A 23,152-nucleotide genomic window follows, 5' to 3' on the forward strand; every position below is an offset into this window, starting at 1 on the left:
TGCCAGCAGAGCAGCATCGACTTCCGCCTGCGCACCCGCTACGTGGACAAGCAGGCGCGCGACATCGACCACGCGCTCGAACTCATCCAAGAGCACACCGCCAAGAAAGAGGCCGTCTCCATCGCCCTGCTGGGCAATGCGGCCGAGGTGCTGCCCGAGCTGGTCAAGCGCGCCAAGGCCGGCGGCATCAAGCCCGACCTGGTGACCGACCAGACCTCGGCCCACGACCTCATCAACGGCTACCTGCCGGTGGGCTGGACGGTGGCGCAGTGGAAGGCCGCCCAGAAAGACCCGGCGCAACACAAGCGCCTGAGCGACGAAGCCGCCAAGGGCTGCGCCGTTCACGTGCAAGCCATGCTGGACTTCCAGGCCATGGGCATTCCCACGGTGGACTACGGCAACAACATCCGCCAGGTGGCTTTTGACCAGGGCGTGAAGAACGCCTTCGATTTCCCCGGCTTCGTGCCCGCTTACATCCGCCCGCTGTTCTGCGAAGGCAAGGGACCGTTCCGTTGGGTGGCGCTCTCGGGCGACCCGGAAGACATCTACAAGACCGACGCCAAGATCAAAGAGCTGTTTCCGAACAACAAGCACACCCACCGCTGGCTGGACATGGCGCGCGAGCGCATCAGCTTCCAGGGCCTGCCCGCGCGCATCTGCTGGCTGGGCCTGGGCGAGCGCCACATCGCCGGCCTGGCCTTCAACGAGATGGTGAAAAACGGCGAGCTCAAGGCCCCCATCGTCATCGGCCGCGACCACCTCGACACCGGCAGCGTGGCCAGCCCCAACCGCGAGACCGAAGCCATGAAGGACGGCACCGACGCCGTGAGCGACTGGCCGCTGCTCAACGCCCTGCTCAACACCGCCGGCGGCGCGAGCTGGGTCAGCCTGCACCACGGTGGCGGCGTGGGCATGGGCTACTCGCAGCACTCGGGCATGGTCATCGTGGCCGACGGCAGCGACGCCGCCGCCGAGCGCCTGGCGCGCGTGCTGGTGAACGACTGCGGCTCTGGCGTGATGCGCCACGCCGACGCCGGTTACGAGCTGGCCGTGGCCACCGCGAAGAAGCACGGCCTGAAGCTGCCGATGATCGGCTGATTGCCCGCTCGCCACCCCGCCACCATGGCCCACACCGTGCACCCTGAGGCACACGCCATCGCGCTGGACCGTGCGCCCTGCACCCCCTGGCGCAATGGCGGCGGGGTGACGCGCGAGCTGCTGGCCTGGCCCCATCCGACCGACTGGCGGCTGCGCATCAGCGTGGCCGACATCGGTGCCGACGGCCCTTTCTCGGCCTTTGCGGGCGTGCGGCGCTGGTTCGCCCTGCTGTCGGGTGACGGCGTGGTGCTTGACTTTGGCGGCCAGCCCCACGCGCTGCGCCTGGGCGATGCCCCCCTGGCCTTTGACGGCGCCCAGGCCCCGGGCTGCCGCCTTCTCGGTGGCCCGGTGCGAGACCTCAACCTCATGTGCAGTGGCGCCGATGGCGGCATGGCCCCCGCCGCGCAGGGCCAGCCCTGGCGCCCGCCGCCGGGCGCGCAGGCCGGCCTGTTCGCGCGGGTGGCTGGCCGCTGGCGCAGCGATGACCTGCAACACCACCTGCCGGGGCCTGGCCTCTTGTGGTTGGCGCAACCGCCTGGCGGCGACTGGGTGTTTGAACCCGACACGCACGCACCCGCCGAGCCAGACGCCCCCACCGCGCCCATCGGCTGGTGGCTGCACTTTTTGCCAACCGACATTCACCCATGAACCCACGCACCCTGTGGCACAACGCGCGCCTCGCCACCCTGAACCCCCTGGCCGGGCCAGACGGCTGGGGCCTCATTGAGCGCGGCGCGATCCTCACCGAGGGCGAGCGCATCGCCTGGGTCGGTGCCCTGGCCGAGCTCCCCGCCGACCTCAAGCCCGCCCGGTCGGTTGACCTGGGCGGTGCGCTGGTGACGCCCGGCCTGGTCGATTGCCACACCCACCTGGTCTACGGCGGGCACCGCGCAGCCGAATTCGAGATGCGGCTCAATGGCGCGAGCTACGAAGCCATTGCCCGCGCCGGTGGGGGCATCCGCTCCACCGTGGCCGCCACCCGCCAGGCCAGCGAGGGCGAGCTGCTGCAAGCCGCCACGGCCCGCGCCCAAGCCCTGCTGGCCGAAGGCGTGACCACGCTGGAAATCAAATCGGGCTACGGCCTCTCACTTGACGCCGAGGCCCGCTGCCTGCGCGTGGCCCGCGCCCTGGGCCAGTCGCTCGGCGTGGACGTGCGCACCACCTTCCTGGGCGCCCACGCGCTGCCGCCCGAATTCGACGGCCAGCCCGACGCCTACATCGACGCCGTTTGCGACTGGATGCCCCAGCTCCATGCCCAGGGCCTGGTCGATGCCGTGGACGCGTTCTGCGAAAACATCGGCTTCACGGCGGCGCAGACGCGGCGCGTGTTTGAGGCGGCCCAGCGCCTGGGCCTGCCCGTGAAGCTGCACGCCGAGCAACTCTCTGACCAAGGCGGCGCCGCCCTGGCGGCCTCGTTCGGCGCCTTGTCGTGTGACCACCTGGAACACCTCTCCCCCCAGGGCATTGCCGCCATGCGCGCCGCGGGCACGGTGGCCGTGCTGCTGCCGGGGGCCTATTACTTCCTCCGGGAAACCAAGCGCCCGCCCATCGACGCGCTGCGCCAGGCCGGCGTGCCGATGGCCATTTCCACCGACCACAACCCCGGCACCTCGCCCGGGCTCTCGCTGCTGCTCATGGCCAACATGGCCTGCACCCTGTTTCGCCTGACGCCGCTGGAGGCCGTCCAGGGCATCACCGTGCACGCCGCGCAGGCCCTGGGCCTGCACGACCGTGGCCGGCTGATCGCCGGCCAGCGCGCCGACTTCGTGGCCTGGGACCTGCGGCACCCGAACGAGCTGGCCTACTGGTTCGGCCGCAACCCCTGCCTGCGCGTCATCGCCCAAGGAACCCAACGACCATGAACGCCCACCCCGCACCGGCCTGGCACGGCCGCACCGACAGCGAAGAAACCGGCCCCAGCCAGCGCTGGCACCACGTGGTTCGCCCCTACACCGACACCAGCCGCCAGGGCGTGGCCCTGATCGGCTTCGCGGTGGACGAGGGCGTGCAACGCAACGGAGGCCGAGGTGGCGCGGCCGCCGGCCCAGCCGCCCTGCGCGCGGCACTGGCCAATGTGCCGGTACAAGGCGAACCCGCGCTGTGGGACGCGGGCGACGTGGGCTGCGACAGCGGCGACCTGGAAACCGCCCAGCGCCAACTGGGCGAGCGCGTGCACGCCGCCATGGCCCAGGGCTGCCTGCCCATCGTGCTGGGTGGCGGCCACGAGGTGGCCTGGGGCACCTTCCAGGGCATCGCCGCCGCCCGGGCCGACACCCGGCGCCTGCTCATCGTCAACCTCGACGCGCACTTTGACCTGCGCATGGCCGCGCGCGGCAACTCGGGCACCCCGTTTCGCCAGATTCACGACTGGCAGACCGCCCATGGGCGCCCCTTCCACTACCGCGTGCTGGGCGTCAGCACCTTCGCCAACACCGCCGTCTTGTTCGAGCGCGCCGAGGCCATGGGCGTGCGCTACTGGCTCGACGAGCAGTTGCAAGACCCGGCAGGCCTTGCGCAGGCCCGGCAAGCCCTGGCGCAAGACCTGGCCCAGGCCGACGCGGTGTACCTCACCGTCTGCCTGGACGTGCTGCCCGGGGGCCAGGCGCCGGGCGTGTCCGCCCCCGCCGCGCTGGGCGTGCCGCTGGCGCACGTGGAGCAACTGCTGGACCTGGTGATGGCCTCCGGCCTGGTGGTGGCGGCCGACATCGCCGAACTGAACCCCGCGCAAGACCGCGACGGCCTCACGGCCCGGGTGGCCGCGCGCCTGGTCGCCCGCCTGGCACGCGCCGCCGCCCGGCAGCCCCGGGAAATCACCGGCAACGATTGATTTCCGCAATTAATGGTCCGTCTCTAGCATCGGGCGCCAAGCGGAACACCACCGCTGGAGCACCACCAGAACGGAGACAGACCATGAACAAACGACAACTGCTCACGGCCGCCGCGGCACTGGCCACCTGCGCTGGCCTGGCCCTGCCCGGCCACGCCCAGGAACCCGCACCGCTGAAGATCGTCGTCGGCTTCCCCCCTGGCGGCTCGGCCGACCTGCTGGCCCGCCTGATGGCCGAGGGCCTGAAGAACGACTTCTCGGCGGTGGTGGTGGAGAACAAACCCGGTGCCGGGGGCCGCATTGCGCTGGCGCAAGTCAAGCGCGCCGCGCCCGACGGCCAGACCGTGATCGTGCTGCCCAGCGGCCCCATGGTGCTGTTCCCGCACGCGTACAAAAAGCTCGACTACGACGCGGTGAAAGACTTCACCCCGATCTCACAGATCGCGCACTTCCAGTTCAGCGTGGTGGCCGGCCCCGCCGCTGGCGTGAAAAACGTGGCCGAGATGCTGGCCAAGGCCAAGGCCGCCCCCGGCCAGGCCACCTACGGCACGCCTGGCTCCGGCACCCTGCCCCACTTCATGGGCGTGCTGTTCGGCCAGAAGGCCGGCGCCGACCTCACCCATGTGCCCTTTCAGGGCGGCGGCCCGGCCAACACCGCGCTGCTGGGCGGGCACATTCAGTACAAGTTCGATGTCGTCACCGAGACCGCCGAGCTGCACCGCGCGGGCAAGGTGCGCATCCTGGGGGTGACGGGCGCCCAACGCGACCCGCAGGTGCCCGAGGTGCCCACCCTGAAGGAACAGGGCGTGGACATGGTGGCCACCGCCTGGTTCGCCATGTACGCCCCCGCTGGCCTCAAGCCCGAGGTGCGCGACCGCCTGAGCGCCGCCGTGGCCAAGGCCGTGCGCACCCCCGCCCTGCGCGCCAAGCTCATTGAGCAGGGCTACGAACCGGTGGGCTCCACCTCGGCAGAGCTGGCCGCCGCACAGGCCGCCGACCTCAAGCGCTGGGAAGCCCCCATCAAGGCCACGGGCGTGCAACTGGACTGAGCTCCCCCAGGGCACCCCGCCATGCCCCGGATCGTCATGCCGACCCCGGCCTGACGATCTGCCTGTTAAAAGCCGAGCTCCCTGACCAGAACCATCAAAAGTTGCCGGACGTATCGCGCGGCCATGGCCTGACTGTTGGCCTCAATGGCCACTCGCCCGCGCCAGCTCTGTGACGCATCGCCCACATCGGCTGGTGCGCCAATCACCTCAAGCTGCACACGGTAAATGGCTCGTTCCGGCACAAGTTGCTGGTTGCTGTGGCGCACCAGCACATGCCCGCCATTCACCGCTGCCAGTTCCGGGCGGGCCAGCACCCGTGACGTGTCTTTGTCGATAGCGCTTACTTTCAAGGCAACGGTGCCGCCGATGCCCGAATCGCGATGGAACCGGGCTTTCGCCCCCACCTGTATGCGGGCCACGTCATCCTCATCGAGCCATGTTTCCACCATCCAGGAACTGTTTTCCTGGACCAGGATGGCCAGGCGCTCATCCCTGGCCACCCATTGACCGGGCTGGAGATCCGGGTCCAGATCAAGCACAACACCAGGCCAGGGTGCGACCGGAGTCAGCCGCCGAGTCTCGGCGTGCAGAGCATCCAACTCCGATTCGGCGGTGACCAGGCTTTCGTGCATGGATAGCCACTGCTGCCGGGACTCCTCTGCAAACGCCGCCGTCCCCGCCTGGCGACGCAACCGTTCCACGCGCGCCAGGGCTGCGCGCACGCGGGCCCCCAGTGCCGGCGACGCCAGATGCACCAGGGTCTGTCCAGCAGACACGCGACTGCCGTGGGCCACCGGCAGCTGCGCCAGGTAGGCGCCGGCCGGGGCATGAATCGGCCACACATTCATAGGGCGCAGTAACGCGCTGGCGCTCACGCTCAATGGCCAGGGCACGGTCATCAGCAGCAACCCCAGGCCCAGGCCCAGCAGCGTGCGCCGCGTGCGCCGACTCGCACGGATGGCGCCGGCGCGCTCGCGCCACGCCCTCCATTCGGACTGCACCGGTTTGAGAATGAACCACACGATTTCGATCACGAACAAAACGATGCCCAGCAGCTTGAAGAACAGGTGGTAGACCATCAGCGCGATGCCGATGAACAGCACCAGCCGGTAAAGCCAGGTCAGCCACGCAAAGGCCACGAGAGAGCGATGGCGCCAGGGCGAGAAGTGCTCTGGCGGCGCCTCTTTCAGGCCAAACAGCCCTTCGCGCAACTGCCAGCGGGCCAGGGCGAAACTGCGTTCGTGCAGGTTGGGCATGTCCAGTGCGTCTGCCAGGATGAAGTAGCCGTCAAAACGCATGAAGGGGCTGGCGTTGATGGCCAGCGTCGCCACCCACGAGGTGGTGGCCAGCACGAAGGCCGCTGAGCGCAAGGCGCCATCGGGCAACAACGCCCAGGCCAGGGTGGCCCAGGCAGCGATGACCAGTTCGGTCGCGATGCCGGCAGCGGCCACGTGCAGGCGTTGCCAGGCGCTGCTCAACTTCCAGGCCTCGTTGGTGTCGGTGTAGGCCACCGGCCACATCACCAGAAAGGCCAGGCCCATGGTGGGCACCCGGCAGCCGTGGCGCTTGGCGGTGAAGGCGTGGCCAAGCTCGTGCAAAGCCTTGACCACGAACAGCGCCACGCCATAGGCGGCCAGCCCCTCCAGGTTGAAGGTGTCGACCAGGCTCGACGTGAAGCTTTCCCAGTGGCGAACCACCTGCACCAGGCCGCTGAGCAGCGCGGCCAGCGTGAGCCACAGGAAACCCGCCGAGGCCAGGCGGTCCGCCACCGGCTGCCAGCGCGTGAGCCAGGCATCGGGCCGCACCAGCGGCACACGAAAGAACAGGTAGTGGTGCACCAGCCATTTCAGCCAACTGCTGCGCATGGCCGCCCAGCGCTCGGCCATGTGCCTGGCGCTGTCGCCGGACTGGGGCCGCACCAGCTGGTTCTGCTCCAGAAAGCGGGCCAGACCGCTCACATCGTCTGCGTCCAGGTTGAGGGTGGTGTTTTGGGCGATGTCGCGGGCAATGCGCTGTCCGTCGCCCAGGCGCCAGCGGCTGAGCATTTCAAAGCTGGGCCAGTCGATGCGGAAGAACAGGTTGCGCGCCGGGTCGTGCAGTGTCCAGCTGGGCTGCCCGTCGGGCAGGCAGGGCCCGGGCAGCAGCGCCAAGTCTTCGCGCAAGAGGGGCCAGGCCGTGGCGCTCATAAGCCCAGGCTGCTGCGCAAGCTGGCCAGCGGGCGACGCAGCATCCAGTAGATGAGCACTGTCCAGTCGCCCTGCACCCGTGCGCTGCCCTTGAGACCAACGCGGTGCTCGGTGTCGGCCGTCAAGGTGGCGCGAACACGGTAGGCATGGCCGCCTTCAGGGCGAGCGACAGCTTCGTGGGCGACATAGCGGACCTGCCCCACCACCGGGGACAACGGACTGGCGTTCAGGTACAGCTTGACGTGGGCCCGCTCGGGCAAGGGAATGGCGTCGGCCATCGGAATCCAGGCCTCAATTTCGCGATCATCCGGCGCCGCAATGCGCAAGATTCGCTCACCCGTGCCCACCGGTTTTCCCACCCATTCGGAGGGGTCGTCGAAGATCACCACGCCGCTGCGCGGCGCCAGCACGCGGGCCCGGGTGGCCTGGTCTTGCAGAAAATCCAACTCGGCCTGCTTTTCCTGGATCTTGCCGGCCAACAGCGCCAGTTGTGCCTTGAACTTGGGGTCTGACAGGGCCTGCTGCATCACCTGCCGGTGCTCGGTCTCGGCGGTCAGCAGGGCCTGCTGAGCCACGGCAATGCGACCCTGAATCAGGGCTTCGTCGAAGTCGAACAGCGGCTGCCCTTGCGCCACGGTGGCGTTGGGTTGCACGTGGAAGGTGGCGATCACGCCGTCCAGCGGCGCGCGCACCACGGCCGGCTGCGCCGGCACCAGCTCGGCCGGGGCCATGACGGTCATGCGCACCGGCAGGCACAGCACGGCCAACGCCGCGGCCGCCCAGTCCACGCGCGGCTGTCGCCACCAGGGGCAATCCGCACGGGGCGCCAGGTGGCGGCGCAGGCGCTGCCAGGCCGAGCGCAGGCCCTTCGGGCGGTCCGGCTGCAGGGCGGTCCAGGCGTGGCTCCAGGCTGCGCGCCATTCGCGAATGAGCCGCAGCTCGTCCTCGGTCCACGGTGCTTCGCGGGCGAACAGCCAGGCCGGCGGTTGCAGGTCTTTGTCTGTCGCTGGAGCTGCCGGGTCGCTCACCCACAAGGCATGGGCTGGCCACCACGACCGCCAGTCTTCGGCCAGGCCCGGCGGCAGTGAGTGGCTGTCAAAGGCACGCACGGCGGTCTCTGCCGTCGTCTCCTCGTGCAGGCGCCGGGCCAGGCGGTCGAGCCACTGGACGTAGGGCGCGTTGGCCTCGGGCTGCAGCACGCCAGACAGCGCATCCACCCCCATGTCCAGGCGCCAGGTGGCGCCCTGGCGCAGCGGTGCCAGCTGGCTGCTGTCGTTGACGGCGAAGAAGGCCAGTTCGCGCACCGACCCGGCCGCGCGCGCGCGCCGCGTCAAGTCCAGCAGCACGGCCAGCGACTGCACCGTGCGAGTGGCCGGGTGAGGGGCGGCGGACATCAGGCGTCCACGCGCTGCACCTGCTGTGCAGGGGCGGGCTCACGGGCCGGTGCGGCAGCCGGTTCGCCGCGCACCGTGTCGCGCCAGACGAAGGCGCTCTTCGACGCCTGCCGCAACTGATCGCTCAGGCCTTCGCGGCCGGTGACGGCGGCCTTGGCGCCCACGGTGAGCTTGAACTTGGTCTTCACCTCGTTGCCCCTGTCGTCACGCGCGCTGACCTCGACCTCCAGGTCCCCTACATACCCCGCCGGCGCCTGCACCGTGAAAGTGCCCGTGCGGGCATCGAAACTGACCCATTTGGGCAGGGGCCGCCCGTCCGACAGATTGGCTGCCAGGATGATCCGGGCGTTCGGGTCATTGTGGGTGAAGGTGTCAAACGGCAGGGAAATGCCGCCCTGCGCGCCCGCCTCGACAAACTGCTTGTCGATCGTGCGGTTGAGCTCCAGTTGGCCGCTCTGGCGCTCGTTCACCAGCACCTGGAAGCCGGTGGCCTGGGTCAACAAGCGCGGCACCTCGGTTTCCATGGAGCCGCGCTGAACCAGCGCCAACACCTCGACTGAGAGCTGCGGCTGCTGGTCACTGGGCAACGCGACGAAGGTCGTCGAGTCGAAACGCAGCGGCTCGCGGGGCGTGGACGCTTCCGGCGTCAACACCACGGCCACGGGGACGTCCACTGCCGCCGATTCGGCGACGGGCCCCGGCGCGGGGCGATCGTTGTCGGGCGTGGCGCCAGAGTCGGTGCCATTCTCGTCGTAGACCTTGCCCGAACCATCGTCGAGGATGGTGCCCGCTGCGCTGGTGTTGCTGGCCATGAACTCGGACTTGCCGGTCAGCAGGAAAGTCTCGCTGCCTTCGTAGACGTCATCGTCGTTGGTGATGACCTCCACCGTCAGCGCCGTCGTGCCGGCGGGCACGGTGTAGCTGCCGTCCTGGTTGGGCTCGATCACCTGACCGGTGCTGTCCTTGACCACCAGCGCGCCAATGTCGTCGGCCTCGGCGCTCTGGCCGCTCAGGCTGGTGGCAAAGGTGACCGTGTAGGGCGCCTCGGCGGCGGTGACCTTGACGTTGAAGACGGCAGTGGAGCCCTCCTCCACTGTCACCGGAACAATCGTCATGCCCGGACTATCGTCGTCCAGTGATATGCCCTCGGGAACCACAGAGACACCATCGGTGTTGTCGTCGGCAAAGTAGTCCCCGGTGCCATCGTCCAAGATGGTGCCGATGCCTGCGTCAAATGCGCTTTCGATGCCATTCACGTTGGTCGCGATCAGGCGGAAGGTTTCCGGGCTGTCGAGCATGGCTTCCTGCTCGGGGTCGATGGCCACGCGAACCAGAAGTTCGCCGTTGGCATCCAGGTTCACGGTGCCGCTGGTGTAAAGCACCCATCCATTGGCATTGGCATCGGTGCTGTTGGGGTCGTGGTACTCAAGCCTCTCCAGGCCCGTGGTTTGCTCGTTGTCGAGGGACAGGTAGGTGGCTTGGCCTGGCGTGCCGGTCACGGTGAACACGGCGTAGGGCGAACCTTCGTTGACCGTCACCGTGCTGACGCTCAGCCCATCGTCCACCCCCAGGATGGTGATGGTGAGGATGGCGGTGTGGGTCAGGCCACCGGCATCGGACACGGTGTAAGTGAACGATTCGGACAGCGTCGCGTTTGAGCCCAGGGCATTCACGTCTGGGTGGCTGTTGTTGACGCTGTACGTGTAAGTACCGTCAGGCCCCATGACCAGTTGGCCGTACTTGCCCGGAATGGCCGTCCCACCATCGCTGATTGGAACGGCGGTGGGAATGGTGATGTGGATTGCCGTGACATCGACGACGCGTTTGGTGTCGCCGGCGTCCACATCGGTGTCGTTGGTCAGCACGTTGCCGTCGGCATTGCCCGCCGGGTCTGCCGCGAGGGTGCCAACGGCCTCCCGGGCGTACGCCTGGTCATCGCTGGCGACCGGCGCGTCATTGCTGCCCTTGATGGTGATGGTGAGTTCTGCCCAGTTGGAATCGCCCATGGTCTGCGCGTTGCTGACCTTGTACTGGAAGGCATCGGTCAGGGTGTCGGCGGTGGTCTTGAGCGCCTGGACCTGCGGGTCGTTATCGTTCACGACGTAGCGGTAGGAACCATCGGCACTGACATACAGGTCGCCGTGGAGACCCTGCAGTTTGGCGCCCCAGGTTTCGACAACGCCCTCAGGGGTGGTGTACTCAACGCTTCCCACCGGGTTGGCGACCCTGGGATCAGAGGCCGTTTTGACTTCACTGACGTAGTTGTCGTTGGCGTCGGTGTCGGCTGCCGGTTGGACGTCGTTGGTCAGCAGGTTGCCTGTGGGGCTGGCATTGGCAGGAGCCCTGGCGTTGGCGGTGCCGCCCGATTCATGGGCAATGCCAACGTCGGCTATGGCCTCGGGTGAGGTCGGTTGGAGCAGCAAGTTGTTCAGCGCCGTATCCACCGGGTCGCTGCTGGTGTGGATGGTCTGACCCGTGAAAAACGCCCCACCAGTACCGAAGTCGATCAGGATGGTGGTGGATGGATCGCCGGTGGCGGAGTTGCCACCGGTGGGATAAACAAAAAACTGACCGGCATAGACGGTGGAGCCGGACTTGACCAGTCGACTGATCTCGCCGTAGTACGAGCCGACCACGGTGTCGCTGCTGTTGATGGCGTACAGCGTGCCGCGGACGTTGTTGCCCGAATACACCGGGGCGCTGTCGGGGTCGGAGTTGAACAGGAACTGGGTCGCGCCGTCGGCTTGATTGACCTTATCCAGCAGTCTCAGCGTGTTGCCCTCCAGGTCGGCGGTTTGCGATCCAGGCTCAGCCGAGTCCTCGGCAAAATAGGCGGCTTTGCTGAACAACAGGGACGCCAGTTCCAGGTGGGCCTCCTGGCCTTCGAGCCAGACCACCACGGCGTCCCTTTCGGCGGCGATCCGCTGGCGGTCGGCTTCGGACGTGCTTTCCTCGAGCAGGCAGTTGGCGAAGGCTTCACCTTCGTCGCCGGCAGCGTCACCCCCCTGGTTCAGCATCGAGTCCAGGTAGTGACCGTACTCCTCCAGCAGCACGGCGACGATGGCTTCGCGGGTGGTGTTGGCGCTCTCCACCCAGTCGCGGTTCAGGTAGATCGCGGGTGTGCCACCCGGCCCGGAGGCGGCGAACGCGCCCATCGCCCCCAACAGGTCGCTGGGGTCGCGCAGCTCGAGGCTCACCGAGATGTCGCCGCTGCGAATGCCCTCCAGCACGTGCGCGACACGGCCGTCTGCGGTGCCAAGGCCGCTGTCCTGCGGTGCAAAGATGGCGCCCACGTCCGCAACAGCGCCGGCGCTGCCCGCCCAGCCCAGCAGCGTCTGTTCTGCGGCCGCCACCCCCTGCTCCAGCTTGCCGCTCGGGCCGCTGTCGCCGTCCACCACCAAAGTGAACAGTGAGGGGCCGTCGGCATGGGGACGGGTGTCGGCGCTGAGCGCCGAAGTCAGCGCGCCATCGAATGCCGCCGATTCCTGTGCGGGGGCCTGCTGGGGGTCAGCTGCCAGCGCCGCCGTGGCCTCCACGAAGGCGGCCCCGTCAAACATGAAGCGCTGCTCCAGCACCATGGGAGAGGCCTTGCGCCGCACCAGGCGGGAGGCCTGCGCCACGGCAGAAAAGGTCGAGGGCAGGTTGTCGTGGGGCTTCTTCTTCATGGCTGTCTCAGGGGTTGGTTGCGGAGGGAACGATCACGCGTCCGCTCATGCCGGCGATCAGCTCCGGGAAGCGGCCATCAATGGCTGCAGCCACCTTGACAGACTGGCTGACCGGGTCCACGCGCGCGCCAATGCGAGTGAAGCGGGCGGGGTAGGTTTTCTGGGTTTCGTCGATCTGCACCTGCAGCTGCCCACCGGCCTTGAGCCAGGCCAACCAACGCGAAGGCACCAGGAACTCCAGTTCCAGCACGCTGTCGTCGATGATGTCCAGCAGGGCCTGGCCGGGTTGCACGTACTGCTGCTCACGCACCTTCTGCTCGGCCACGCGACCGGCGTAGGGTGCGCTGACGCTGCATTTGCCCAACACCGCCTGGTTTGCCCCCATCTCGGCCCGTGCCTTGGCTCGCGCGGCGCGGGCCAACTCCACCTCCAGCTGCCCGCCGGCGTTGAGCTCGACCAGTCGCTCATTGGTCTTGAGCGATTGCTCGGCGCCCTCGAGTTCTGCCTTGGCCTTGTTGAGCTGTGACTGCTGCAACGTGCAGTCGAAGCTCACCAACAACTGCCCCGCCTTGAAGGCGCCGCCTTCGCTCACGGGCAGCCGGCTGATCTTGGCGCCAATCTCGGCTGCCACCGTGGTGTAGCGGCGAGGCGTCAACTGGGCGCGAATCTCGCGTTCGGCACCGGCGCTGCGGCCGACCGCCTCGGCAGGGGCGACAGACGGGGGGTGCGCCTTGGGAACAACGGGCGGCTGGGTCTGGGCGGCGGCCCCACTGGCCACGCCCATGAGCAGCCACCACAGGCCCAGCCGGGAAGCGAACAGCCCGTGCATTTACTTGCTCACGACGAGGCGTTGCCAGGGATTGCCCTCACCCTTGACCTGCGCCGTCAAGTCTTTGAGGCTGAGTTCGTCGGTGCTGCCGATCTGGGGCTCAAGGCCCAGCTGGGCCAGCAGGCGGCTCTCGGCCACCTGAACCTGGGCCATGGCCTGGTAGCGGCGCAACAGGCTGAGGATGGCGGCGGTGTCGTTGCTGACGCGCTCGAGCTTGCTGCCCGCCTGGGCGCTCTCGCGCAGGCGACCCAGCTCGCTGATGCGCCGGTCGGTGGCGTACATCTCCTCGGAACGTTTGAACTGACTGCGCGCGTTCAGCAGCTGCAGACGCGTGAGATGGACCTGGGTGAGCACGGCCATCTGGGTGGCCACACGGCGCTGGTCGGCCAGGGCCACGCCGGCTTCGGCCAGCTTCTTCTGCGCCGGGCCGGTCAGCAGGTTCATGAAGTTGAACGAGAGTTGCAGGCCCGCCTCCTGCCAATTGCGGTCCACCAGGAACTTGTCCGAGTCGTAGTTCAGGCTGTAGTTGAACGACAGGTTCGGGAACATGCGCGCCATCACTTTGTGCGTTTCGTCGCGGGCGATGCGTGCGTTGTAGTGCGCCTCGCGCAGGTCAGCGTTGTGGCGCAGCGCGACCTCTTCGAGCGTCTGCACGGGCAGTTTCACCACGTGATCGGGCGTGACGGGCACATCAGCCTCCGCAATCGGAATGGTTTGCCCCAGCGGCGCGTTGACGAGGTTGGCCAAGTCAACCTGGGCCGACAGCAGTTCCTGGTTGATGGCTTCGAGCAGGCGCAGGTTCTCGAGCAGCTGGCGCTGGTAACGCAGTGCGTCAATGGGGTTGCGCACCCGTTCGGCCTCCACCTTGCGGGAATCGGCCAAGGCCTCTTCGGCCAGGCTGATGGTGCGCGTCACGTCATCGCGAAGCTGCTGGGCACTGGCCGCGCGCCAGTAGGCGGTGCGCACGTCCTGCATGAGCAGGTGCATGGCCTTGCGGCGCTTTTCAGCAGCGATCAGCACGCGGTCGGCCTGCTGGCGGGCGTTGTACTGACCCACGCCGTAGTCCAGCAGGCTCCAGGTCAGGCCCAGGTCTAGCGTGCTGTGATGGGGGGCGCTGGAGAAGGACGAATCGGTGGAGGTGGGCCCATACACCGGGCTGAACGGCGAGCTGAACGTTGCACGCTCCACACTGCGGTCCGAGTAGCCGGCCTGCGCCACCAGCTTGGGCAGCATGTCCAGGCGCGTGACGTCAAGCTGGCGCAAGGCCATGGCCTCCTCCAGCAAGCGCACCCGACGGTCCAGGTTGTATTTCAGGGCCCGTGCCATGGCCTCATCCAAGGTCAAGGGGCCCGTGACGGGCTGCACGTCTTTTCTCGCGGTCTCACGGTCAGCCTGGTTGGCCAGGTCAATGTCGCCCTGGCTCAGCGGCGCAGGCGCCAGGGTCGAGCAGGCGGAAAGTCCGAGCAAAGCGACGCCCACCAGGCAGGCAGTGAGGGGGTTGGCGCGGAAAGGACGTTCTTGTGTCATGGCAGTTTGGGAAAGTGTTTGAGCAGCCAGCGCCGACCACACCCGTTGTCTCAACCGGGCTGGCCCCCCCGATGGAAACCGGGGTGATGCCGAATCCACTCCTGCCCCACGCGGGAGCAGCAGGCCATGCGGCGGCGGTGGCGGATTGAGGTCAGTTTCTTTCGGATGCGGGGGTGGGTTCAATCCGGCCGCAGCACCACCGGGCGAGACACCGCCGGCGATGTGGAACCGACGGCTCGGTGGGCAATGCCATGAGGGGCGGGCAGCGCGCCCTCCTCACCCTCCTGCCGCGAGAACGTGGCCGCCACGTCGGCGGCCAAGGGGCGTGACAGGCGCACACACCCCGCAGCAAATCATGGACTACGCCATTTCTTGATGAACAGCCGTCATGACCAGCCCACGATGCGACGGGAGCACAGGTTCATCACCGCTGCTGCACACAGCCATCCCTCGGCCGTCCAGATGCAGGTGAAACCGGCCACCACTTCTGGTTCGGACCGCTGGCCTCGAAGTCGCGCTGCAAATGGCTGGGCGCGATGCGGTTCTCAAGCCTGGTGCCCGTATCACCAAGTAGCCTGCGTCGCTTGTGACGGGCTTGCCGCTTGGCCAAGTGCATCCGCCGGATGCCCCGGTTCATCCCGCAACTCTCGCCCTGCGCTCGAGGGTCATGCCAGAAAGCAAAAGCCCCACTGGCCAAAAGTGCCCGCGGAGAATGAATCGGCAAAGGAAGGGAAAAAGTCTCCGGGGAGAGCCAGCAGAGAAACTGGACCCGGCTGGAAGCCCGCAGGAAATGGGGCTCTGGAATGCAAAAGGGCCCCCGCGTTGCGGGGGCCCTTTTTATCTGGCGGTGGGCGTAGGTAGGACCGAACCCTTCTCAGGGGGCGAGGAGAGGAAGGTCGGCTCCAAATTGAGCACTCTCGTCAGGTCGTGAGCGCTGCGTGTGAGCGTTGAGCGCTCAAATCATCACCCCGTTTTGTGAACCAAAAAGGCGCGCGCGCACGCGCGTGTTTTGTCGAATGGGAGGCCCTGTCAGTTGAGTTTGCGCTCAATCCGGCTCCCCAAATACCCCTCATCACCACTTTCCCTCGCGTCACCCGGCCACTTCCGACCAGATTCTCTAGACATTTACCGCCCGCAGGACAAATCGTTCTTTAGTGATTTATTAAATATCTTAATAGTTCTTTTTTGAACTCTTAATGGGTGATATCAGTCACGTTTGGCTTCTATCGTCTGCTCGTGCTCGAAGGCCGGCGCCAAATGTGCCTGCTGGGCCTTCGGCATGCCAATCTCCCTTGAAGACGCCACGTCACGCCATGCGCTCAGGGCGACCACCACTTGCTTCAGCACCTGACGCGCGCTCTCGGGGGTGTGCTCGAATGTCCCGGCATGGTCGAGCAGCATCTGCACGGAACGAATCCGCCCCGCCTTGACGTTCAGTGGCGTGCGGGAAACGCGATCTCGATGAGGGAATGGGTTGAGATCAAACGCCGGGGCGAGTCGCCAGCGCTGCTGACCTGCATAGACAAAACCCAGGTTTTGCAAGTGGTCGTCCACGTTGGTGATCAAGAGGTTGAACACAAGCCGTCGCCACAACTGCCTCGCATCATCGGCGTAGTCGCTGCAGTACCGCCGCATGGCGCGCAGCAGGTCCAGATAGCTCAGCGATTCCTTCCAGCTGGCCTGCAGCAAGGTGGCGGCTGAAACATAGGGCTTGCGCTGTCCGTTCTCTCCCCGATCAAAGCGGCGGATCAGTGCCACAGGCGTGTCGCTCTCCTTGCCCCAGACCTCGGCGTGCGCCGTGTCGATGCCCGCACGACTGGCCAGCTTCATGGCGAGCACCTCGGCCAGCGGGACACTGGCTTTTTCTGAGCGGCGCGGCAACTTGGCCACGCACAAATGGCCATTGGTGTCCCGCACAGAAACCTTGGGCCGGGAGCCACCAAGCGACACCCCATGGGCCATCAGAAACGGCAAATCGGACTTCATGATCTTGCCGATCTCAACGGCCCAGGTGGCTCCGATCGCTTGCGGCAGGTCATCCAGGGTGGCAGGCGGCACCTGAATCGGGTGATGCCACCAAGGCAGTGAGCCATTGAGCACGCGCAACGCGCCCATGCGGCAAGTCTCGTTGACCGTGCACAGAAGTTCAATGTCGTTCAACGAGCGATCGTCCGCGCCGGCAGAGGGAGAACCGCTGCGGGCATATTGGATGATCTGCCGGGCCCAGGTCCCCGGGAGGGTATCGGCCAAGGCGAAGAAGACGCTGGGGTCCTGCGCGCAGCGCGGCTTGTGAATGAAGGCGCCTTGCAGCAGGTCCAGCTCGGGCGAGACCGCAAAAGCCTTGGGGTGGCGCAACCAGGCCAGGTCGTAAGTGAACTGGCTGAACACGCGATCGCCGTCTTCCACGTGGACAAGCTGCCCAAGCGGCAACGCCTGCTCCCCCAGCGCCAGCGAGAGCCTGGTGCGATCGGCCATCTCAACCGCCCAGGTCTTCTGGCCCAGAGGGTGCCTTCTGCAAGCGCACACGCTTGGGAAGTTTTTCGTCCATCAAGGCCAGGCCGACCTGGTCGTTCGCGGTATCGAGCACCTGCGTAAGGGCGTCGAGTTCGCCGAAGGCGTATAGCGCCCGCGCGATGTTCTCGATGGCCGTGCCGGATCCCCCCTCCTCCATACGGCGCACGGTACTCACCGATGCACCGATGCGGTCGGCCAGCATCTGCTGTGTCCACTGGCGCCGCCGGCGCGCCAAGGCGATGTTTTGGCCCAGGCGCTGCAGGGCACGCTCAACAGGCAAGGGGGAAAGAGAGCTCAAGATAACTCCATTTTTACGTCCTAACGGCTTTTAAAAAGCCAAATATGATCGCAATGACTGGAGTAAGTATCTCCAGGAAATGGGAATAGGCGAAGCGTCTTACCGAATAGAGCACCCGCGGGCGCACCCAACCCGCTAAGCGACTGGGTAGTCGAAGCGCAAGAAGGGCTCGTCATGTCCGCAGGCTATGGGTACAGCGGCAAGACGCACTGCAGTTTGAGAGCGCTGGCGCGCTTCCAATGTCAGCGTCCAGCCAACCCACCTTAGTCCCCCTTAAGCCCCCTTTTCGCGCCTGTTAAACAGCCAACCAGGACCAGAGACCAAATTGGCGCGTTGCTGGCAGTGGTTTTACTGAAGGCTATGCCGGCGACATCAATGCGATACCTCGCGTGATGACCACCGACCCCGCCACCAGCATGAACACCTGCACGAAGCGGCGAATACCCTGCACCGGCATTAGATGCCGGCTGTAAGAGCCGATGAACACCCCGAGTAGGCTGGCGGGCAACAACCAGGCGGCAAGGATCAGCAGGCCCTCTTGCTGGAACAGGCCGCCCATGGCGAATGAGATCAGGCGTACCACTGAACTGAGGAAGATCACGGCCGAGATGGTGGCGCGAAACGTTTCCTGATCGGCCAGGCGCCGGGCGAGGTAAATGGTGTAGATGGGACCGCCAGTGCCAAACAAGGCACTGAAGATCCCACCCACGGTGCCAGCAGGTGCAGCCCAGACAGCCGGCAAGGGGCGAAACTTGGCGCCCAGATTTCGCAGGTTGCGCCACGAGATGATCACGATGAACACTCCCAGGCCGATCAGCAGCCAGCCGCTGTGGAAGCTCACCAGCAAGGTAGCCCCCAGGCCCACCCCGACCAACATGAACGGGAATATCTGCGCGGTGTCGCGCCAGGACAGGTGGCGCCAGGTGCGCAGGCCCACCAAGGACGTGGCCACCAGGTCCAGCAGCACCATCAAGGGCACAGCGAATTTCAGGGGCACCACGAGCACCAGCATCGGCATGGCCATCATGGCCGCGCCGAAGCCGGTGAGCCCGAACACCGTGTAGGCCAGCACCACCGCGCTGGCGGCCCACCAATAGTCAACTGTGCTCACGTGAGCCCCTACGAAGGCCCGGCCCTGCCGGGCGAAGTGAAAAAGGCCGCCCAAGCCAATGGCTGGGGCAGCCCAAGGGACGCAGCGCGATCAGTTGGCCGTGATCTTGCGCACCGCCACCAGCTCTTTCCAGCGGGCGGATTCGCGGGTGATGTCGTCGGTGAGCTGGGCCGGGCCCATCACCGAGGCCAGCATGCCCTGCTCGGCCAGGTACCGCTTCATGCCAGGTTGCTCCATGGCCTGCTGGATGTCGGCGTATATCTTGGCGGTGAGGGCCTTGGGCGTGCCAGCGGGGGCCACCAGCGCGAACCAGCCGGTGAACTCGAAGTTGGGCAGGCCCGCCTCGGCCACGGTAGGCACCTCAGGCATGAGGCCCGAGCGTTCGCGCCCCGTCACGGCCAGCGCCTTCACCCGGCCGCTCTTGAGCAGGGGCGAGATGGCGTTGATGTTGCCCACGGCCATCTGCACCGCGCCGCCCATGAGGTCGGCGTAAGCCGGGCCCTCGCCCTTGTAGGGCACGTGCGTCACGTCGATGCCGCTGGCCTGTGCGAACGCCTCGCCCGCGATGTGCACCTGGCTGCCGTTGCCGGCCGAGGCCATGTTGAGCTTGCCCGGGTTGGCCTTGGCGTAGGCCACGAATTCCTTGAAGTTGTTGGCGGGCACGGCGCTGTTGATGGTGACCACCATGGGGCCGCTGGCCGTCTTGCCGATCAGCTCGAAGCTCTGCAGGCTATAGGGCAGCTTGGCGTAGAGGTGGGGGTTGACGGTGAACATGCTGCCCGAGGCCAGCAGCAGGGTGTAGCCGTCGGCCGGGGCCTTGGCCACCAGCTCGGCCGCGACCGCGCCGCCTGCGCCGGTGCGGTTGTCGATCACCACCGACTGCTTCCAGATCTTGCCCAGCTCATTGCCCAGGGCTCGGCCCAGCAGGTCGGTGGCGCCACCCGAAGAGAAGGGAATCACCACCCGCACCGGCTTGTTGGGCCAGTCGCCCTGCTGGGCCTGTGCCGCGGGCCACGCCACGGCCAAGCCAATGCCGGTCAGGGCCAACCATTTCAAGCCCGCTCGGCGCTTCGCCAAGGCTGGCGCTTCAAGGGCTTGGGGGCTGTTCATCTTCAGGTGGTTCATGCATGTCTCCAAGGGTGGTGTTGCCCAGCCATGACCCGGCGTTCTCGCTCTGTGTGCCATGGGCTGAGATGGGCCGTCATGCGTTCATGACGAAGGGGCTCGGCGGCGCGGGCGAGGTGCCGCAACGCTGAGTAAGGGGGCAGACCGCGCCGAGACCTCTTTCAGGGCCTCCAGCAAGAGCTGCGACAGATGCAGGCGCGGGTTGTCGCGCGGCACCAGCAGGCCCAGGCGGCGGGTCAGCGGTGGTGAGCCGAAGGGCAAGGTGCGGATGGACGAGGGGAACTCGTGCCGCACGCCACGCGAGGGCACCACCGAGCTGCCCAGGCCATTGGCCACCATGGCAATCACGCCTTCCAGGGTGTCGATCTCCATCACCGAGCGAACCGCGATCTGGCGCCGCAAGATCTCTTGCTGCACCAGGTTGCCCACGCGCGCGGCGCGGTTGAAGCGCACATAGGGCGTGGACTCCAGCACCTGCTGGTCGGTGTCGCCCTCGGTGTCGCGGTGGGTGATAACCACGCAGGGTTCGTCGGCGAACGGGAAGAACTCCAGCTCGCTGCGCGGCGCTTCGGGCTCGGTGACCACGGCCACGTCGATCTGCCGGTGGTAAACGGCTTTCTCCAGGTCGTGGGTGAGGCCGGTGGTGAGGTGGATGTCAATGCCCTGCCCTTGCTGGCGCAGGCGCTTGAGTGCCAGGGGCAGCACGCCGGCCACGCTGGTGTGCACGGCGCCCAGCTTGAGCAGGCCCACCGAGGCGTCGCGCTTGAGCGCGGCGCTCATGCTCTCCCAGTGGGCGATCAGCTCGCGCGCCCGGGCCACCAGCACCAGCCCACTGTCGGTGAGCACGGGCGGGCGGCGGCTGCGATCAAAAATCTGGATGCCCAGCTCTTCCTCCAGTGAGCGCATCTGCAGGCTGACGGCCGACAGCGACAGACCGATGGCATGGCCGGCCTCGGCAAAGCTGCCGCGGTCGGCGATGGCAATGAGGGTGTAGAGCGTTTTGACATCCATGGCTTGGGGCTCGCGGGTTGGTGAAATGCCGCGTATTAGAGCCCCAACAAGCGGCAGGCGTTGCCGCCCATCACCTTGGCCAGGTTCTCGGGCTTGATGGGCAAGCGCTCGAACCAGTTTTTGTAGTCCTTGACCGGGCAGAACGGGAAGGAACTGGCGTAGAGCATGCGGTCGGCCAGGAAGCTGTCGGCCGCCTTCACGTATTCCTCCCAGCCGGGCATGCGCGAGAAATACATGTCGGGCGAGAGGTAGAGGTTGATGCGCCGGAAGGCGATGTGCAGGATCTCGTTGACCCAGGGCCAGCCACCGTGCGCCACCACCACCTTGAGTTGAGGAAAGTCGGCCAGCACCCGGTCGGTGCGGATCGGGTCGGAGTAGCTCAGGTCAGGGCCGGCTGTGCCGCCCACCATCATGATCACGGGCACGCCCACGTCTTCGCAGTGCGCGTAGATGGGGTAGAGCCGGCGATCGTCGGCGTACATGGGCACGGGGTACGAGCCCGGCTCGATGTTGATGAGCTTGAAGCCGTCGCGCAGCGCCTGGTCGATGGTGGCGCAAGCGCCTTGGCGCGAGGTCGGGTCAATGGAGGCCGCGCCGATGAAGCGGCCCGGGTGTTCGGCCACGATGCGCTGCACGTCGGCATTGGGCACGCTGCCCAGCGTGCCGGCCAGCCGGCCCACCACCACGCCCTTGTGCACGCCGGCGGCGTCCATCTCTTGCAAGAGCAACTCCATCGACTGCTGCTGCGCCGCGGGCGAAGGCTCGAAGCCCACCGTGCGGGTGAAGCCATCGCGGCGCTCGCCGGCCGAGTACATCAAGGTGTCCAGGAAACCGCCCACAGGCGGGCGAAGACGGAAATCCACAATCATGGCTGGTCCCTCTGGCCGTGCGGCCTTACATCACTTCGTTTTGGCGGTTGTCGGTTTCGCCGTAGCGGTGCAGGGCTGGCGGCTTCAGGCCGGCGTAGAGCTGCTCGATGCCGGCGTTGATGGCCTCGCCGTGCTGCGCGAACAACGAGTTGCCCTGCACGTCGCTCTCCACGATGAAGGGGCCGAAGTTCTCCACCTCGAACATCCACATCGCCTGGGCAATGCCCAGCTCGTCGATCCAGTGCGCCGCGCGCACGCCCTTGATGCCGCGCCCCAGCAGCGCACCGGTGCCGTAGCCCACGGTGGTGAGGTACACCGCGCCGCGCGGGGCGAGCACGGTCTTGTAGTCGTCGGCGGGCATGCCGCCTTTGCCGATGATGATTCGCGCGCCGCTGCGGTCGATCCACGGGCCCAACCACTTCGAGAAGCGAAAGCTCGCGGTGGCGGTCACGGCGCCCACGTTGTAGCTGCCCTTGCCGTCTTCGGCCGCGGCCGGCGAGCAGTGGAAGTTCACGTTGCTGATCTCGGCCAGGTTCTCCACCGGCATGGGCAGGCCCTGGTCGAGCACCTTCTTGTAAACGCCCTCGCGGGCGGTGTAGACCACCCCGGTGAGGTACACCGCCGCGCCCAGTTCGAGCTTGGCGATGTCCTGCGGCTGGGCCGGCAATTGAAGGTGGAACACCTTCATCTCGTCATCGTTGGTGCGGTCTACCATTCCACTGTCTCCCGGCGCATGTAAGGGGTGAACCACTGCGGGTCCGTGCGGTACTCGATCGATCCGTCCGGGTGAATGCGGGCGGTGGCCCGGCGCGAGGACAGACAGAAGGTGTGCAGGCTGATGGGCATGCCGCCGGTGTGCGTGTAGCCCACCTCGATGTGGCAATCCACCACCATCTGCGAGCCCACGAAACCCATGGCGCCCATGCCAATCGAGTTGCCCAGCTTCTTCAGCTCCAGCTCTAGCTCGGCGATCTTCGGGTCGGGGTTGCGGTCGCCCACGGTGCGAAGGCAGGCCGCCTGCTTGCCCAGTTGCATGCAGGTGTCTTTCGAGCCGCCCAGGCCGATGCCCACGATGGCGGGCTGGCAGGCCAGGCCCCGCTTGCCAAAGGCAATCAGCGTGTCCAGCACGAAGCGCTTGATGCCGTCGATGCCATCCCCCGGGAACAGCATTCGGTAGTCGGTGCCGAACAAGCCACCCTTGTGCACGGTGGTGATGTCGATCCAGTCGGCCTCGGGCTCGAACGACCACTCGATCTCGGGCGCGTTGATGCCCACGTTGTTGTTGTGATCGGTGCGCCACAGCGGGTGCACCCGGTTCGGGCGCAGCGGAACGGCGGTGGTCGCGTCGGCCGTGGCCTTTCGCAGCGCGTGCTCCACGGCGATGAAGCCGGACTCGACCATGGCCTGGTTGCCCACCTTCACGTAGTAGCGCGGCACGCCGGTGTCGGCGCACATCGGGCGCCGGTCTTGGCTGGCGGCGTCCCAGTTGTCTTGCATGGCGTGGATCACGAAACGCGCCAGCTTGCCGGTCTCGGCCTTCTCCGAGGCCTTGATGCCTTGCTTGTAATCCTCGGGAATGTCGATGGCCGCGCGCTTCATGATCTCCAGCGCCGCTTCCTGCACTTTCTGAATGGGTATCTGCTTCATGG

General features: G+C 66.8%; 18 protein-coding genes. 5 read left to right on the forward strand and 13 right to left on the reverse strand.

Annotated elements, in window-relative coordinates; translation table 11 throughout:
* The 5 genes from hutU to ACE3RQ_RS18080 form a co-directional block, all read left to right on the forward strand.
* A partial coding sequence (gene hutU, locus ACE3RQ_RS18060; RefSeq protein ID WP_374523477.1) for a urocanate hydratase occupies positions 1 to 1,098 on the forward strand: 1,098 nt, incomplete at its 5' end.
* Positions 1,099 to 1,746: a HutD family protein gene (locus tag ACE3RQ_RS18065; RefSeq protein WP_374523478.1), complete on the forward strand. Its 648-nt coding sequence runs from the start codon at positions 1,099 to 1,101 to the stop codon at positions 1,744 to 1,746.
* Positions 1,743 to 2,960 (forward strand): imidazolonepropionase, encoded by a 1,218-nt coding sequence (hutI, locus tag ACE3RQ_RS18070; protein WP_374523479.1) that lies wholly within the window; start codon positions 1,743 to 1,745, stop codon positions 2,958 to 2,960. The genes ACE3RQ_RS18065 and hutI overlap by 4 nt, the downstream gene beginning before the upstream one ends.
* Positions 2,957 to 3,925, forward strand: a complete 969-nt coding sequence (gene hutG / locus ACE3RQ_RS18075; protein WP_374523480.1) for a formimidoylglutamase — start codon at positions 2,957 to 2,959, stop codon at positions 3,923 to 3,925. The genes hutI and hutG overlap by 4 nt, the downstream gene beginning before the upstream one ends.
* Positions 3,926 to 4,008: 83 nt before the next feature.
* Positions 4,009 to 4,974, forward strand: coding sequence for a Bug family tripartite tricarboxylate transporter substrate binding protein (locus tag ACE3RQ_RS18080; protein ID WP_374523481.1), 966 nt, complete (start codon positions 4,009 to 4,011; stop codon positions 4,972 to 4,974).
* Positions 4,975 to 5,039: 65 nt separating this feature from the next.
* Here the strand turns inward: ACE3RQ_RS18080 and ACE3RQ_RS18085 are convergent, their stop codons facing one another.
* From ACE3RQ_RS18085 to ACE3RQ_RS18145, 13 genes are all read right to left on the reverse strand, one after another.
* Complete coding sequence (locus tag ACE3RQ_RS18085; RefSeq protein ID WP_374523482.1) at positions 5,040 to 7,160, reverse strand: HlyD family efflux transporter periplasmic adaptor subunit; 2,121 nt, start codon at positions 7,158 to 7,160, stop codon at positions 5,040 to 5,042.
* Positions 7,157 to 8,554, reverse strand: coding sequence for an efflux RND transporter periplasmic adaptor subunit (locus tag ACE3RQ_RS18090; RefSeq protein WP_374523483.1), 1,398 nt, complete (start codon positions 8,552 to 8,554; stop codon positions 7,157 to 7,159). Before ACE3RQ_RS18090 ends, ACE3RQ_RS18085 begins: the two co-directional genes overlap by 4 nt.
* Complete coding sequence (locus tag ACE3RQ_RS18095) at positions 8,554 to 12,219, reverse strand: VCBS domain-containing protein (RefSeq protein WP_374523484.1); 3,666 nt, start codon at positions 12,217 to 12,219, stop codon at positions 8,554 to 8,556. The genes ACE3RQ_RS18090 and ACE3RQ_RS18095 overlap by 1 nt, the downstream gene beginning before the upstream one ends.
* Positions 12,220 to 12,226: 7 nt before the next feature.
* A complete protein-coding gene (locus ACE3RQ_RS18100; protein ID WP_374523485.1) occupies positions 12,227 to 13,048 on the reverse strand; it encodes an efflux RND transporter periplasmic adaptor subunit in 822 nt (273 codons plus the stop codon).
* The gene (locus ACE3RQ_RS18105) at positions 13,049 to 14,575 is read right to left on the reverse strand and encodes a TolC family protein (RefSeq protein WP_374523486.1); all 1,527 of its coding nucleotides are present in this window, start codon (positions 14,573 to 14,575) and stop codon (positions 13,049 to 13,051) included.
* 1,206 nt (positions 14,576 to 15,781) lie between these two features.
* Positions 15,782 to 17,050 carry a type II toxin-antitoxin system HipA family toxin gene (locus ACE3RQ_RS18110; protein ID WP_374523487.1) on the reverse strand — a complete coding sequence of 423 codons (1,269 nt, stop codon included), beginning with the start codon at positions 17,048 to 17,050 and terminating at the stop codon, positions 15,782 to 15,784.
* A gap of 1 nt (position 17,051) precedes the next feature.
* Positions 17,052 to 17,387 carry a multiprotein-bridging factor 1 family protein gene (locus tag ACE3RQ_RS18115; RefSeq protein WP_374523488.1) on the reverse strand — a complete coding sequence of 112 codons (336 nt, stop codon included), beginning with the start codon at positions 17,385 to 17,387 and terminating at the stop codon, positions 17,052 to 17,054.
* A 358-nt stretch (positions 17,388 to 17,745) separates the two neighbouring features.
* Positions 17,746 to 18,498: a sulfite exporter TauE/SafE family protein gene (locus ACE3RQ_RS18120; protein WP_374523489.1), complete on the reverse strand. Its 753-nt coding sequence runs from the start codon at positions 18,496 to 18,498 to the stop codon at positions 17,746 to 17,748.
* 90 nt (positions 18,499 to 18,588) lie between these two features.
* A complete protein-coding gene (locus ACE3RQ_RS18125) occupies positions 18,589 to 19,623 on the reverse strand; it encodes a Bug family tripartite tricarboxylate transporter substrate binding protein (RefSeq protein WP_374523490.1) in 1,035 nt (344 codons plus the stop codon).
* Positions 19,624 to 19,707: 84 nt separating this feature from the next.
* Positions 19,708 to 20,634, reverse strand: coding sequence for a LysR family transcriptional regulator (locus ACE3RQ_RS18130; protein ID WP_051249087.1), 927 nt, complete (start codon positions 20,632 to 20,634; stop codon positions 19,708 to 19,710).
* A gap of 35 nt (positions 20,635 to 20,669) precedes the next feature.
* The gene (locus tag ACE3RQ_RS18135) at positions 20,670 to 21,503 is read right to left on the reverse strand and encodes an amidohydrolase family protein (protein WP_374523491.1); all 834 of its coding nucleotides are present in this window, start codon (positions 21,501 to 21,503) and stop codon (positions 20,670 to 20,672) included.
* Between the two features lie 25 nt (positions 21,504 to 21,528).
* Entirely contained in the window at positions 21,529 to 22,218 is a 690-nt protein-coding gene (locus ACE3RQ_RS18140; RefSeq protein ID WP_374523492.1) for a fumarate hydratase C-terminal domain-containing protein, read from the reverse strand.
* Positions 22,212 to 23,150, reverse strand: coding sequence for a fumarate hydratase (locus ACE3RQ_RS18145; RefSeq protein WP_374523493.1), 939 nt, complete (start codon positions 23,148 to 23,150; stop codon positions 22,212 to 22,214). Before ACE3RQ_RS18145 ends, ACE3RQ_RS18140 begins: the two co-directional genes overlap by 7 nt.
* Positions 23,151 to 23,152: the final 2 nt, after the last annotated feature.

Source organism: Hydrogenophaga sp. (assembly GCF_041913525.1).
Classification (GTDB): domain Bacteria; phylum Pseudomonadota; class Gammaproteobacteria; order Burkholderiales; family Burkholderiaceae_C; genus Hydrogenophaga.